Source organism: Paenibacillus terricola (genome assembly GCF_014779765.1).
In the GTDB taxonomy this organism is placed as follows: domain Bacteria; phylum Bacillota; class Bacilli; order Paenibacillales; family Paenibacillaceae; genus Paenibacillus_T; species Paenibacillus_T terricola.
The window spans coordinates 153,069-167,769 of record NZ_JACXZA010000002.1; the positions used below are offsets into that span (position 1 = coordinate 153,069).

A 14,701-nucleotide genomic window follows, 5' to 3' on the forward strand; every position below is an offset into this window, starting at 1 on the left:
GCTTTTTTTGAAAAGATCACGAAGCATCAGATGACGTTATTTCGGTATCAGGTGCAGACAACCGAAACTTTTTCACACGAACGTATACGATTTGGTGCTGTAATTTGGTTCATATTGAATAGATTAAGCTTAATGTTCCCATAGTGGTAATAGATCGATCCTGAGCGTGCGCTGCGAGATTGTGTGTTTATAAACTCAAAAGATTCTTTTTCGTAATCTCTACGATTAGGCATTGACACGCTGTTCTAGGCTCCCGTATAATGACTCTCGTAATAGTTATCATTACGATTACGATTAAGCTCGCAACCGGGTGACGAAATGGAGATCGATAGAATATGAATGCTTCACTGAAACGAGTTTGGAAGAAACCCCGATACGCACTTATTATGATTGCAGCAATAGCATTACTATTATCCGGCTGTGGTAGTTCAGCATCTTCGAAGTTGTCGGCAGATAAGACGAATGTCGTTACGAGCTTTTATCCACTCTATTATTTGGCTAGCGAGATTGGTGGAGATTATGCGAATGTCATCAATCTTATTCCGACTGGCGTTGAACCACACGATTGGAGTCCGAAGAGCCGGGATTTGGATACCGCTGCAAATGCGCAGCTGCTGCTCTATAACGGCGCAGGTCTGGAAGGATGGATTGACGATTTCTTAGAAGGTCTTCCTAAAGGTTCGCAGTTGATGACTGGCGCAATGAGTGATGGCATCTCGCTGCTGGATGCTGACAGTGAAGAGGCGCATGAAGACCATGATCATGGCGATCTGGATGTAGATCCTCATACATGGGTAAGTCCGAAGTCAATGCTTGTGATGGCCGACAACGTGAAGCAAATGCTGATCAAGGCCGATGCAGCGCATGAGGAACAGTTTAGAGCAAACTACGAGAAAGTCGCCGAACAGCTCAAGACGCTTGATGAGCAATATACGCGGGAGCTAGGCGCTGTGAAGAAGCATGATATCGTTGTTTCTCACCAAGCATTTGGTTATCTTGCTCGTGACTATGGACTGCATGAACAATCGATTATGGGACTGTCACCGGACGCTGAACCGCGCGCGCAGGATTTGCTCAAACTTGCGAAATTCGTGAAAGAAAATGATGTGAAATATATATTCTTCGAGGAGCTTGTATCGGGCACACTTGCGGAAACGCTGGCTAATGAGGCAGATGTGGATACGCTTGTGCTGAATCCAGTCGAGGGACTGACGGACAAACAGCAGAAGAATGGTGACAATTATGTTACTATTATGGAATCGAATTTGCAAAACCTGCTGAAGGCATTACAATAGCTAGAAGGAAGATGGAAGGAGGGTAACTATGCCCGAACCTTACGTGATGGAACGGCAGGAGACGAAGCCAAGCTCCGCTGCCTGCCATGCCGATATTATTACGCTTCAGGATGTTGCATTCTCATACCAATCGCAGCAAGTCATGGATAAGGTATCTTTCTCTGTACAGCAGCGTGATTTCGTTGGTTTGATCGGGAGTAACGGCGCAGGCAAGACAACACTGCTTCGCATGATCGTCGGATTGCTGAAGCCAGAGTCCGGCTCCATATCACTATTCGGCACACCGGCGTCGCAGTTCAAGGATTGGCATCGTATCGGCTATGTGCCGCAGAAGAACTCGTTCAATCCGCTGTTCCCTGCGACCGTGCGCGAAGTCGTCTTATCGGGTCTCTACGGCCGTCACAAGCTGTTTAAGCGGTTGACCAAGGCGGATCAGATCAAAGCAGATGAAGCGATGCATGCGATGAATATCGAGGATCTCGCACTGAAGAAGATCGGCCAGCTGTCGGGCGGTCAACAGCAGCGTGTTTTTCTGGCGAGAGCACTTATTAATAATCCAGAACTGCTCATCCTTGATGAGCCGACGGTCGGTATCGATATCGAGACGCAAGCCGGCTTCTTTCACTTGATCAAGCATATGCATCAGCATCATCGGATGACGTTCCTGATGGTGTCGCATGACATGGATATGATTCGCGGATATCTGGGGGACAAGCCAGCACGCGAATGCGGCAAGCTGAAGTTCTATGTTCGCCATTCGCATGATGTTGAAGACTGCGGAGAGACGAACATTTCGCACAGCTTGAACGGCTTAAGACAAGTGCTTGAGAGAGAGAAAGAAGGCGTGACACCTTGGACATCTTAACGAGTGAATTTTTTCAGCGTGCATTGATCGGCGGTTTGCTGATTGGTGTCACTGCGCCGCTGCTTGGACTGTTTCTCGTGCTGCGCAGACTGTCAATGATCGGTGACACGCTCGCGCACGTCTCCATTGCCGGCGTTGCGCTTGGTTTTCTGATCGGCGTTTATCCGATTGCGGTTGGCCTTGTTTTCGCCCTGGCGGCGTCCTTCGCGATTGAGAAACTGCGCAAAGCTTATAAGACCTACGCAGAGCTGTCGATCGCAATCATTATGTCCGGCGGCGTTGCGCTCGCTTCCTTGCTATTCACATTAGGCAAAGGGTTTAATATGACGGTCACGAGCTACATGTTCGGAAGCATCTACACGCTGAACGATACGGATTTGATCGTTATTGGCGTTGTTACTGCCGTCGTACTTATCCTGCTGCGACTGCATGTGAAGGAACTGTTCCTGCTTACCTTCGATGAGGAAGCAGCGGCGGTTAACGGTTTACCCGTTCGCTATTATAATTTGATGATGAGTGTGCTGACGGCACTGGTCATTAGCGCTTCGATTAAGATCGTGGGTGCGCTGCTCGTGTCTGCGCTTCTAACGATTCCGGCAGCGTGCAGCCTGGTTGCCGCGCGGAGCTTCAGACAGTCGGTTTTTACCGTCGTAATCGTTGCAGAGGTGGCAGTCATTGCCGGATTGCTTATTGCAGGTGTTTGGAACCTAGCTCCCGGAGGGACAATCGTACTGCTTCTAATCGTTATTTTGCTGCTTTTGCTCATCGGACGCGTCCGTTTCCGCATTAGTGGATGACGGGCGGCGTCGATCGGGCATCATTAGACAGGAGTGGTTCTAGTTGGCGGACGTTAACATTGGAATTGCGTTTATCGGCGGGATTGCATCTTTCATTTCGCCTTGCTGCTTGCCTTTATATCCGTCCTATTTGTCTTACATAACCGGTGTATCGGTAACGGAACTGAAATCTAGCGAGAAGCCTGCCGACGTTAGATGGCGGACGATGACACATACGTTGTTCTTCGTTCTTGGCTTCTCGGTTGTCTACTATACGCTTGGATACGGCACGAACCGATTCGCTGATTTCTTCAGCGAATATTCGTCGTTAATTCGACAGTTATCTGCGATTCTGATCATTCTGATGGGATTATTCCTGCTTGGCATATTCCAGCCCCAGGCGTTAATGAAGGATCGCAAAATGCACTTGAGATTGAAAAAGCCTGGTTATTTCGGCGCCTTTGTATTCGGGTTCGGTTTTGCAGCCGGCTGGTCGCCATGTATGGGACCGGTGTTAACGGCTATACTAGCGCTTGCTGCCTCGTCGCCAGGGACATGGTTTCAGATGACAACAGCGTATGCGCTTGGCTTCGCGATTCCTTTCTTCGCACTCGCATTTTTCATCGGGTCGACGAGATGGATACTCCGTTATTCGGATAAGCTGATGAAAATCGGCGGCGCTATCATGCTGCTGATGGGTATTCTTTTGTTTACAGACCGCATGACCAAAATTACGATTTGGCTCAATATGCTGACGCCGGAGTGGCTGAAGTTCTAACCGATGAGGAGACCCTCGTCGGTTGCAGTCGCGTGACGAACGTTGTATGATACTAGGAGCAGCGCCGAAGAACAAGGTGCACATTGGGAGTTAGGGGGTTCTCCAGTGCCGACACCGAGCATGGAAGACTACTTGGAGCGGATTTATAAGCTGATCGATGAGAAAGGCTATGCGAGAGTTTCCGATATTGCCGAAGGTCTCGAGGTTCATCCGTCCTCTGTGACGAAGATGATCCAGAAGCTTGATAAGGACAACTATTTGATTTATGAGAAGTACCGCGGGCTAATCTTGACTAACAAAGGCAAGAAGATGGGCAAGAGGCTGGTGGACAGGCATCAACTGTTGGAATCATTCCTAGAAATAATTGGTGTACAGGAAGAGAACATATATCGCGACGTAGAAGGGATCGAGCATCACCTAAGCTGGGATTCGATTACTTGCATCGAGACGCTCGTCGAATATTTCAAGCACGATGGCTCAAGACTCGAGGAGCTTCGCGCAATCCGCAACCAATTGGACAATGAGTGAGTATCGCACACAACGAAAGGCTGCTTCGAAGCGCATCAAGCGCAGGAGCAGCCTTTTTGATTTGGCCATAGGCTTTGTTTAATCTTGGCACATTATAACTCATTCGTTGATTGATCTTAATCAGTTTCTTATCTGTACAAAAGAAAAAAGCGCTGCTCAGCAACGCTTTTTCCACACATTTCAACGCTCGAACGAAAGCTGTGCCCCAACAGGGCACGCGACCCACACCACGCAGTCTATAATCCGCGTTGCTGTCTATCCACCGACCCCTTCCGGGGTCCCGGGGACGGGAGTCCCCGGGGGTCCTCCCTTGCAGGGAGGATTTAGGTGGGTAGAGAAATTGGTTTTAATCTTTAGACGAATAGATAGCCTTTGATTTGTTGAATTTCCTTAACGGGGTGGAAGGGGCGGAGCCCCCATTGATCAGTGGTATCGCGGATACTGATCGTCGTCCTTGCCGCCTTCAATCACCTTGAATGGAGCAGGCTTCCGAGAGCGAGGCTTCGCGTTATTGCGCGGTGTTCGCGAAGAAGACTTCGGCTTAGGATGGCTTGCGCGATACCCGCGGGCTCGGCCGGGCGGGTATAAGTACAGCAACAATATTCCGCCCAGTATGACCGCAGGCAGGACAAATGATGTCCATACCCCCGACCTCATAATCTGAGCGAGCCCAAGCAATACCAATGCCGCTACGACGATTCCCCATATTTGATCCTTGTTTCGCCGTACCATTTTCCCCACCCTCTCTGCCGATTGTTCCGTACCTATACGTATTTACGAGGTTGTCGATTGAGTATTAGGAACGCGCTGAGCCTTAAGAGACGGCGACAGCTTTGTCCCCTTGTTCCATCTGACGGTCGATCTCGCGCATCCGGTTGAACGAAGCGATGGATACAGCGACTTGATCGTCATTCGGTTCTTTCGTCGTCAGCTTCTGCAGCCACAGGCCAGGATAGCCTAGGAATCGCAGCACCGGAATGTCACGGAGCGCATTCGTGAAGCGAAGCACTTCATACGAAACACCAAGTACGACCGGCAGCAGCAGAAGACGCAGGTAGATGCGTTCCCACAGCGAATCCCATGTGAAGAAGGAGTAAACAATGACGCCAACAAGAACGGAGAATACGATAAAGCTGCTTCCGCACCGGTAATGCAGCCTTGTGAAGCGCTGTACATTCTTCACCGTCAGCTCGACGCCCGCCTCATAGGCGCTGATCACTTTGTGTTCGGCGCCATGGTACTGGAACAGCCGTTTGACGATTGGCGTCAAGGAGATGGCGTACAGGTAGACGAGCAGGAAAATGATCTTGATAAGTCCTTCAATCAGGTTGTGTAATATTATATTCTTGAATGATTGTCCAAATAGCATTTGTTCAACTAAAGCTGGCACAAGAGTGAAAACGGCTTTGCCGACTACGAACGAGATAATGCCCGCGATCGCGACACCGAATATCGCAGTCATGCTAAGCCCCGATTTCTTCGGCTGCTCGGCCTTGGCTGCAATGCTTGCAGACGTAACTTCCGCATCCGATTTGCCATCGGCCAATTCGTCCTCGGCGTAGGCCTCAACCGAGAAGTTCAAATGCTGGGATCCCTTGGCGCTCGATTCCAAAATACCGACAACACCGCGTACAAGCGGTATTTTTTTCAGTGGTTGAATCCATCTTTTGGTCGTACGGGGGACCTCATAATAAATGATTTCTTCATTTTTACGGCGGACGGCAGTTACATTCACATGTTTGCCCGCGAACATAACGCCTTCAATAACGGCTTGCCCGCCATATATGCTGTTCGATTGCGGCAAGAGGGATTCACCTTCCTTATGAGATGCGCATGACGCATGAGAGCGGTTTTGCGGCTATATTTCTATTGTACTTGATTGAATAGACGTTTGCCACCTGATGTATGCGGTTATCGTTAGTCGGTTCATGCCATACTAGATACGATAACCTGCACAATCTGCAAAATTTGTACAGCTTCTGCAATAAGGCTGCGCTGATTAAGCACTAGGGGGGACGTGCATCAATGAATAAACATGCGAAAGTGTGGAGTACAAGAGACACGCGTACGAATGGAAGCGGCAGTAATAGCTCCCACAACGGCAGTGATACAGAGGGGCACACGAACCCGCTTACGTTTTGCCTATCGCTTGGATTTTTCGCCGGATTGATTTGGGACACGCTGCGAGGCGTCGCTTATTGGCTGAAGTTCACGAAGCTTACGCCTGGCTTGTTGGCGGATCCGTTCTTCAAATTGTCTTTCTTGAAGACGGGGTGGGGCTATGCAGTTGGCATAGGCGTCTTTATCGTGTTCAGCATCATTGCTGCGCTGCTTTATTTTGCCTTATTCGGCAAGATTCGCGGACCTCACATGGGTGTCGTATACGGTTTTCTATGGTGGATTGTGATCTTCGGCTTTCTGGGGCCAAGTCTAGGTTTCACTCAGAAGCTGACCATGATCGGCTGGAATACGCTCCTTACGGAATTATGTGTTTTTCTGTTGTGGGGGCTGTTTATCGGCTACACCATTGCATTCGAGTTTACGGATGAAGCGTCGAGGGAGCCATTCGCTTTCAAAATGCCTAAACCGACCTGATACAGCTGCGCATGCAGGAAACTCTTCTCAAACGGCGGAGGCTTGTGGTAAAATGGCTATTGGACTTTTGCTCCGAAGAGAGCGGCAGTCGCCGCAAGGAGGATCAGCATGCGCACTATTATCGTACTTAACGGCCCTAACTTGAACATGCTGGGCATTCGAGAGCCAGGTATTTACGGCTCGGACACGCTCGCCGCAATCGAAGAACGCGTTCGTCAATTGGGCGAGGAGCTTGGTCTCGCGATTGAATTTTTTCAATCGAACCATGAAGGCGCAGTGATCGATCGTATTCATGAGGCTTTCGGCCATGCCGACGGCATTCTCATTAATCCAGGTGCATGGACGCATTACAGCTATGCATTGCGCGATGCGCTCAGCACGGTGGCGCTGCCGGTTGTCGAAGTGCATCTGTCGAACATTCATAAGCGTGAAGCGTTCCGGCATCACTCGGTCATTGCACCGATCGCTGTAGGCCAGATCGCGGGATTCGGCGCAGACAGCTATCTGCTTGGCCTGCGTGCGCTCGCCGCGCATTTGGAACGCGGATAAACAGTAAGTTAGCAAGGTGCGGGGAGGAATAATCGATGACCAATGCAAGATTAGATCGATTACGCGACCAACTGTCGCAGATGGGCCGTGAGGCTCTGTTGATCACCTATTCGCACAACCGCAAGTATGTAAGCGGCTTTACAGGATCATCAGGCATGCTGCTCATTACAGCACAAGACAGCTGGCTTCTCACTGACTTTCGCTATATGACGCAAGCAGCGGACCAGGCACCGGATTTCGAATTGATTGAGCACGCCGCGAAACCGATTGTTACGGTACGTGATTTGCTGGAATCGAAGAAGATTGCGAAGCTGGCGTTCGAGCAGGATCATGTTACATACGCTGAGTTCGCAGCATGGACAGAGCAGTTAGGTTCCATTGAGCTGGAGCCTGTCTCAGGCATTGTGGAAGGCTTACGCCTGATCAAGGATGAGGCAGAGATCGCGATTGTACAAGAAGCTGCAGAGCTGGCGGACAAGACGTTCCAGTTCGCGCTGGGGATCATTCGTCCAGGACTTTCCGAGCTCGAAATCGCGCTGGAGATGGAGACGTTCATGCGTAAGGGTGGTGCTTCAGGACCATCATTCGAGACGATCGTCGCATCAGGCGAACGTTCGGCATTGCCCCATGGCGTTGCGAGTGAGCGTATTGTTGGTACGAATGAGTTCGTGAAGCTTGATTTTGGCGCTTATTATAAAGGTTACTGCTCTGACATCACACGAACTGTTGTTGTCGGCACGGCATCCGAGCGTCACCGTGAAATTTACAACATTGTGCTTGAAGCACAGCTGCATGCGCTTGCGAACATTCGTCCTGGCATGAGCGGACGCGAAGCAGATGCGCTGTCGCGTGACATTATAGCTAGATACGGCTACGGCGACAATTTTGGCCACAGTCTCGGTCATGGGATTGGACTGGAGATTCATGAGATGCCGCGCTTATCGAAGCTCAGCGATTCGATTTTAACCCCCGGCATGATCGTTACGGTCGAGCCCGGCATCTACATCCCCGGTTTCGGGGGTGTTCGGATAGAGGACGACATCGTCATCACGGACACCGGGATTAAAATATTAACCTCTTCGACGAAGGAACTGATCGAGCTTCGCGCATAGCGCGGCGGACTCGATCCCAAGAAGATAGAGGGCTTTATCCGTTGCAAGCGGTCGCCGATGCAGGCTTCATGCTTTGTACATTATTAGGAGGGACATAAGCTGTGATCTCAGTTAACGATTTCAAAACAGGCCTTACTGTTGAAGTGGAAGGCGATATCTTCACGGTTCTCGAATTCCAACACGTTAAACCAGGTAAAGGTGCGGCATTCGTACGCTCCAAACTGAAAAACCTTCGTAACGGCAACACGGTTGAAAGAACGTTCCGTGCTGGCGAGACGATCGGCCGTGCAATCATCGAGAACCGCGAAGTACAATACCTGTACAACTCCGGTACGGAATATACGTTCATGGACAATGAAACGTATGACCAATTCAACCTCGAGAAGAAACAACTGGAGTGGGAACTCAACTTCCTTAAAGAGAACATGAACGTTAACATCGCTAGCTACCAAGGTGAAATCATTGGTATCACGATGCCTACGAGCGTTGATCTCAAAGTTATCGAGACGGAGCCAGGCGTAAAAGGCAACACGGCAACGAACGCAACGAAAGCTGCGAAAGTTGAAACGGGCCACAGCGTACAAGTTCCAATGTTCATCAACGAAGGCGATGTATTGCTGATCGACACGCGCGATGGCAAATACATCTCCCGCGCATAGAACGAGCAAGATGAGGCGGTCCGGACAAGCCGGGCCGCTTTTTTTGTAGGTACCAGTACCCGAATCGACAAAGTTTGTGCTATAATATTGACTTGTATGCTAATGCCAAGGTTGGGAGTGAACAGCTTTGTCGTTGATTGTTATGAAGTTCGGCGGTAGCTCCGTCGGATCAACGGAACGAATGCAAAGAGTAGCGAAGCGGATTATTAAAACGAAGGAAGCGGGCAACCGTGTTGTTGTTGTTGTCTCTGCAATGGGTGACACGACGGATGATCTGATCGATCAATCTAAACAGCTGAACCCGAATCCGCCTGCACGTGAAATGGATATGCTTCTGACGACGGGAGAGCAGATCTCAGTCGCACTCTTGTCGATGACGATACATCAGCTAGGGTCTCAAGCAGTTTCGTACACGGGCTGGCAAGCGGGCATTGTGACGGAAGCCGTGCACGCGAAGGCACGTATTTCTGACATTAAGCCTAACCGGATTTTCAACTCGCTGGATGAAGGCAACATTGTTATCGTTGCAGGCTTCCAAGGGATGACAGAGGAAGGCGAGATCACAACGCTTGGGCGCGGCGGTTCGGATACGACGGCTGTGGCGCTTGCGGCTGCGATCAATGCGGATGTATGCGAAATCTTCACAGACGTTGACGGCGTTTATTCGACGGATCCACGTGTCGTTAAGTGCGCACGCAAGCTGGACTCGATTTCGTATGATGAAATGCTTGAGCTTGCTCACCTCGGTGCTGCGGTTCTTCACCCGCGCGCGGTTGAGTATGCGAAGCATAACAATGTAAAGCTGGTCGTACGTTCCAGCTTTAACGAGAATGAAGGAACGACGGTGAAGGAGGAAGCAGTCATGGAGCAAGGCGTAGTCGTTAGCGGTATTGCCTTTGATAAGAACGTGGCGAGAATTAGCATTTTGGGCGTGGAAGACGTACCGGGCGTACTGGCGAAAGTGTTCGGAGAGCTCGCTGACAACGGTATCGATGTGGACATTATTGTACAGAGTGGTGTACAAGAAGGCAAAGCAGACTTCTCGTTCACGCTGTCGAGCAGCGATAGCGACCGCGCAATTCAAGTCATCGAAGGAATCCGCAGCGAAGTGCCTTTCCGCGAGACGACTTCCGAGACGAACCTGGTCAAAGTTTCGATCGTTGGCGCTGGTATGGTCAGCAATCCAGGAGTAGCAGCTAAGATGTTCGAAGCGATCTCGAAGCTGGGCGTCAGCATCAAGATGGTTAGCACATCCGAGATCAAATGCTCTTGCGTAATCGCAGCAGATCTCCTGAACGATGTTGTGCGCTCCCTGCACACGGCTTATGGCCTGGACACGGCAGAGCAAGTATTCGTTGGCGGTCCGCAAGATCGTCGTTAATACGAACTTATTAGAGGATACAGTCCCGTATAATTACGGAGCTGTATCTTTTTTTTTGCTTGTCGGTCTTATTAGCTATTGACGGAAGATGGAATGACATGCTAATCTCTACTTGTGAAACCGGTTTCCCAACAAGCAGCAGTATTATTCAGATTGAAGGAGGGGAGTTGTAGCAATTAAGGATTGATCGTAGTTCGCAACAATGAAAGCGTTTAATTTATGAATGTGGGGTGAGTATAATTACTTCGCGCATGAAGTCCAAGTCGAGCAGGTTGGTTCCCAGAAGAACGAACATTACGATCGGGCTTTTTTTATTGCTGGTTGTGCAATCGTTTGCACAAGCCTTTGCATCTACAGCTAGCGCAGAAATTGCAGCAACACATGTGTATCACAACCATATGCCGAACTTCTGGCCGTACTACGATACGACCGGCTATTCATCGGCTGCAGTAGGGTCTCCGATCCGTTACATGTACGATGGCCAGGTCATTGAGCTTAAGCAGAGTCCACCGGCCAATTATCCGTACTACCTCCCGAATGGCAATGTCATGCCGCACGATGATCTTGTCAGTTACTACTCGCATTACGCGAAGACAGGCGCTTACTTAACATGGCCATGGAGTGTAGCGCAATCGATCAAGCAGAACTTCCCGCAAGGCCAAATGCAGGTGACGATGTCAGGCGCTCTTGTGAACAACATCAATGATCTTGTCACGCATGGCGGCATAGCGGCTTACTCCAATCCGTCATGGGGAACGCCATGGAAATCTGCCTACGACACATTGCGTACCGTCAACAATAAGCGGACGCTGGATTTGATCCATTTTACCGGTCACCATTCGATGGGTCCGTTAGTCGGCAACGAGTACATGCTGAAGGATCTGATCTATCAGAACGTGACATTAGCTCAACCGTACTTCATGGGCAGCTCGTTCCAGTCGTCTAAAGGATACTTCCCGACGGAGCTAGGCTTCTCGGAGCGGATCATTCCGGTGTTGGAGAAGCTGGGCATTCAATGGTCCGTCATTGGCAATAACCACTTCTCGCGGACGTTGAAGGACTACCCTTACTTGAACGACCCGGGCGTAGACACGATGGTATCGCCGCCGAACCGTGCGGATCTGCAGAATACGAGCAGTGTAGGCTCGTGGGTATCGCAGCCGATGTTCAATGAACAGCAAGTCGTACGCAACAAGTTCCCGTTCGCCTCGACGCCGCATTGGGTGAAGTACGTGAATCCAACGACAGGCACAGAGTCCAAAATCGTTGGCGTACCTGTTGCACAGGCCGAGTCGTGGGAAGAAGGCTACCAAGGTCAAGTTACGGCGAAAGATTTGAAGTCGTTCGAAGGGCTCACTTCTCAGAAGCAGTTCTTCGTTGTTGCGCATGATGGCGACAACTCCAGCGGACGCGCGGGCTCGGAAGAGACGTGGCGGAATGCAGGCAACGTCACATACCGTGATTCCGGTGTAACGGCAATGGGCATCGATGAGTACCTGGTCAACAATACGCCTGCGTCAAGTGATGTTGTTCACGTACAGGATGGCTCATGGATCGATACGAGAGATTCGTCATCTGACCCGCAGTGGCATCACTGGAAGCTGCCGTTCGGCATTTGGAAAGGGCAATTCGCTGATTTCAATGCGGCCAAAGGTACGAATTACGAGCCGAAGAAGAACATCAATGGCGAGACAGAAGGGATGACCGTCAGCTTCGAATACGGCTATCACTATCTGGAACGCAACTTCGCCCTGCTGCAAGCTGCGCTTAACTATGCGCAGACAGCCGAGCAGATCTGGCTCACCGATCATCCGAACTATTGGCAGCCGACAACGACGCTTGATCGTCAGGTTGCGCCAACAGGCAATCAACTGAATCCTTGGATGATGTCTTTCCCAGTCAAAGGCGATGCCTCTAACGACTATAAGGGAGGCGCTAATCCGGCGGAGCTTGCTTGGTACTTCCTTATTCCAGCGATGGATTCCGGATTTGGCTACTATGACGAGAATGTGGATGATTCCGTCAAGCCTACGCTTTCGTTCAATCAATCGCTGTACTTCTCGAAGCCGTTCGTATCCCAGCAGCTTGCGAAGGATGCGACTGGACCTTCGGTCTGGTGGCCGCAGCGCTGGCCATACAATCCAGGCAGCGTGAACAAGGATAAGTCGGAGGGCTGGACAGCGCAATATTTTGACAACAACTTCGCGATTTATACTTACGCTTACGACGTTAGCGGAATCTCGGATATTAAAGTTAAGGTGCGTACGCATCGCGATGCATCGGCTGATGCATCCGACAACACGTTCCGTGTGTACAATCCGGTTCAGCTCGCTTCAGCAGGCGTTCCTAATATCGATCCGGCCAAGGTCAGCGATTGGGTCACCTATGATATGAACCATCGTGATCTGAAGCCTGATATGAACGGCGTCGCATGGCAGGCGTCATCGACGGCAACGATGCAGAAGCTCAAGGCGCAAGAAACGGGCGATTTGTATTACACATATCTAGGCAACTACCGCAATCAGCTGGTCGATTATTATATCGAGGCAGTTGATGCGAAGGGAAACGTTACGAAGAGCGATATTCAGTCGGTCTACGTTGGCGCAGGCACGTACAAGAATGAAGGCGGCAAGCTGGTCGAGGACGTGAACGGAACGATCCAAGGAACTTATCCGTTCTTGACGGATAAACCGATCGTACCTGACACGGAAGCACCTTCGGTTCCTGCGAATGTGACGTCGCCATCGCAGACGCGCACGACGATTACGCTGAATTGGTCGGCATCGACCGATAACAAGGGCGTTAAGAATTATGAGATTTATCGTGATGGCGCGTCGGTTGGCACGAGCACAGCGACTACCTTCATTGATTCAGGACTGACGGCATTAACTTCGTATGGGTACCAGATTAAGGCGGTCGACGCAGCCGGCAACAGCTCGCAGAAGAGTGTTCCGGTCACGTTCGCTACGAACAATTCCAGCAATGAAGTTACGGTCTATTACAAGCCTGGTTATACAGCGCCATATATTCATTACCGACCATCTGGCGGTACATGGACGACCGCTCCAGGCATCGCGATGGCAGCTGCAGAAGTGCCGGGTTACTTCAAGAAAACGGTCGATGTCGGTACAGCAAGCGGTCTTGAAGCCGTGTTTAACAATGGCTCAGGCACTTGGGATAACAATGGCGGCAAGAACTACAACTTTGGCCTCGGCGCATGGACCTTCAACGGCGGAACGATTACGTCAGGCGCTCCATTGCAGCCGCCTCTGCCGGAGACAGAACCGCCGACCGTACCTGCCGGGCTGTCCGCAGTCCCTAATGCAAGCGGAACTTCAGTTGCGCTAAGCTGGTCAGCATCCACGGATAACGTTGGCGTAACCGGTTATGAAGTGTTCCGTGATGGCACATCAATCGGAACGACGACATCGCTTTCTTATACGGACTCTAGCAGAACGCCAGGAGGGACATACGCTTACTCGGTCCGTGCATACGATGCGGCAGGCAATAAATCGGCTTTAAGCGCGTCAGTCAGCGTCATGCTGCCGCAGCCTGCAACGAACAAAGTCACCGTTTACTACAAGCCGGGTTACAGTGCGCCTTATATTCATTATCGTCCGACGGGCGGTGCATGGACGACTGCTCCAGGGGTTGCGATGACTGCTGCCGAGGTTTCGGGTTATTTCAAAATAACGGTGGATGTCGGCACAGCGACTGGCCTTGAGGCAGTGTTCAATAACGGTTCCGGTACGTGGGATAACAACGGGGGAAGCAACTACAACTTTGGTATCGGCACCTGGACTTATAGTGGAGGCACTATTACATCAGGTGTTCCGACACCAGTTACGCAGCAAGTCACTTTCACGGTAACGGTACCGTCGAATACCTCGCAAACGGCTGATGTTTATCTGTCTAGCAGCTTGAATAACTGGAATGCTGCTGATCCCGCCTACAAGCTGACGCGCGGAACGGATGGCAAATATTCGATTACACTGCCGCTGACGGCTGGAACGGCTATGACGTATAAATTCACGCGGGGCGCTTGGACGAGTGTAGAAGTTGCCTCGAACGGCTCGGATATTGCGAATCGGTCGTACACGGTACCGTCAGGCAGTACGAACGTGGCATTAACCGTGCAGAAGTGGAAAGACCTTTGATGCGAA

General features: G+C 50.7%; 13 protein-coding genes. 11 read left to right on the plus strand and 2 right to left on the minus strand.

From position 1 onward, the window contains the following. The first annotated feature begins 335 nt into the window (after window positions 1–335). The 5 genes from H8B09_RS07925 (at window position 336) to mntR (ending at window position 4,242) form a co-directional block, all read left to right on the plus strand. On the plus strand, window positions 336–1,295 hold the full coding sequence (locus H8B09_RS07925) for a metal ABC transporter solute-binding protein, Zn/Mn family (protein ID WP_191202981.1): 960 nt from the start codon (window positions 336–338) through the stop codon (window positions 1,293–1,295). Between the two features lie 28 nt (window positions 1,296–1,323). After that, window positions 1,324–2,160 (plus strand): metal ABC transporter ATP-binding protein, encoded by an 837-nt coding sequence (locus H8B09_RS07930; RefSeq protein WP_224753405.1) that lies wholly within the window; start codon window positions 1,324–1,326, stop codon window positions 2,158–2,160. Next, window positions 2,148–2,957: a metal ABC transporter permease gene (locus H8B09_RS07935; protein WP_191202982.1), complete on the plus strand. Its 810-nt coding sequence runs from the start codon at window positions 2,148–2,150 to the stop codon at window positions 2,955–2,957. The genes H8B09_RS07930 and H8B09_RS07935 overlap by 13 nt, the downstream gene beginning before the upstream one ends. A 43-nt stretch (window positions 2,958–3,000) precedes the next feature. After that, complete coding sequence (locus tag H8B09_RS07940) at window positions 3,001–3,714, plus strand: cytochrome c biogenesis CcdA family protein (protein WP_191202983.1); 714 nt, start codon at window positions 3,001–3,003, stop codon at window positions 3,712–3,714. 105 nt (window positions 3,715–3,819) lie between these two features. Further along, window positions 3,820–4,242, plus strand: a complete 423-nt coding sequence (mntR, locus tag H8B09_RS07945) for a transcriptional regulator MntR (protein ID WP_191202984.1) — start codon at window positions 3,820–3,822, stop codon at window positions 4,240–4,242. Window positions 4,243–4,665: 423 nt separating this feature from the next. Here mntR and H8B09_RS07950 read toward each other — a convergent pair whose 3' ends face one another. Both H8B09_RS07950 and H8B09_RS07955 read right to left on the minus strand, forming a co-directional pair. Further along, the gene (locus H8B09_RS07950) at window positions 4,666–4,974 is read right to left on the minus strand and encodes a hypothetical protein (protein WP_191202985.1); all 309 of its coding nucleotides are present in this window, start codon (window positions 4,972–4,974) and stop codon (window positions 4,666–4,668) included. A gap of 82 nt (window positions 4,975–5,056) precedes the next feature. After that, window positions 5,057–6,046, minus strand: a complete 990-nt coding sequence (locus H8B09_RS07955; RefSeq protein ID WP_191202986.1) for a DUF1385 domain-containing protein — start codon at window positions 6,044–6,046, stop codon at window positions 5,057–5,059. A gap of 221 nt (window positions 6,047–6,267) precedes the next feature. Here H8B09_RS07955 and H8B09_RS07960 point away from each other — a divergent pair, with 221 nt between their 5' ends. From H8B09_RS07960 to H8B09_RS30990, 6 genes are all read left to right on the plus strand, one after another. Next, on the plus strand, window positions 6,268–6,837 hold the full coding sequence (locus tag H8B09_RS07960) for a YqhR family membrane protein (RefSeq protein WP_191202987.1): 570 nt from the start codon (window positions 6,268–6,270) through the stop codon (window positions 6,835–6,837). A 108-nt stretch (window positions 6,838–6,945) separates the two neighbouring features. Then, window positions 6,946–7,386: a type II 3-dehydroquinate dehydratase gene (gene aroQ, locus H8B09_RS07965; RefSeq protein ID WP_191202988.1), complete on the plus strand. Its 441-nt coding sequence runs from the start codon at window positions 6,946–6,948 to the stop codon at window positions 7,384–7,386. Between the two features lie 35 nt (window positions 7,387–7,421). Beyond that, window positions 7,422–8,498 carry a M24 family metallopeptidase gene (locus H8B09_RS07970; protein WP_191202989.1) on the plus strand — a complete coding sequence of 359 codons (1,077 nt, stop codon included), beginning with the start codon at window positions 7,422–7,424 and terminating at the stop codon, window positions 8,496–8,498. A gap of 101 nt (window positions 8,499–8,599) precedes the next feature. Further along, window positions 8,600–9,157 carry an elongation factor P gene (efp, locus tag H8B09_RS07975; RefSeq protein ID WP_191202990.1) on the plus strand — a complete coding sequence of 186 codons (558 nt, stop codon included), beginning with the start codon at window positions 8,600–8,602 and terminating at the stop codon, window positions 9,155–9,157. 127 nt (window positions 9,158–9,284) lie between these two features. Then, entirely contained in the window at window positions 9,285–10,538 is a 1,254-nt protein-coding gene (locus H8B09_RS07980) for an aspartate kinase (RefSeq protein WP_191202991.1), read from the plus strand. A gap of 272 nt (window positions 10,539–10,810) precedes the next feature. Then, entirely contained in the window at window positions 10,811–14,695 is a 3,885-nt protein-coding gene (locus tag H8B09_RS30990) for a carbohydrate binding domain-containing protein (protein WP_397376052.1), read from the plus strand. Window positions 14,696–14,701 lie beyond the last annotated feature (6 nt).

What these genes read in the sequence shown, in the direction of transcription:
- H8B09_RS07925 (WP_191202981.1), top strand. Translation starts at nt 336, where the DNA reads ATGAATGCTTCACTGAAACGAGTTTGGAAGAAACCCCGATACGCACTT.
- H8B09_RS07930 (WP_224753405.1), top strand. Translation starts at nt 1,324, where the DNA reads ATGCCCGAACCTTACGTGATGGAACGGCAGGAGACGAAGCCAAGCTCC.
- H8B09_RS07950 (WP_191202985.1), bottom strand. Translation starts at nt 4,974, where the DNA reads ATGGTACGGCGAAACAAGGATCAAATATGGGGAATCGTCGTAGCGGCA.
- H8B09_RS07960 (WP_191202987.1), top strand. Translation starts at nt 6,268, where the DNA reads ATGAATAAACATGCGAAAGTGTGGAGTACAAGAGACACGCGTACGAAT.
- aroQ (WP_191202988.1), top strand. Translation starts at nt 6,946, where the DNA reads ATGCGCACTATTATCGTACTTAACGGCCCTAACTTGAACATGCTGGGC.
- H8B09_RS07970 (WP_191202989.1), top strand. Translation starts at nt 7,422, where the DNA reads ATGACCAATGCAAGATTAGATCGATTACGCGACCAACTGTCGCAGATG.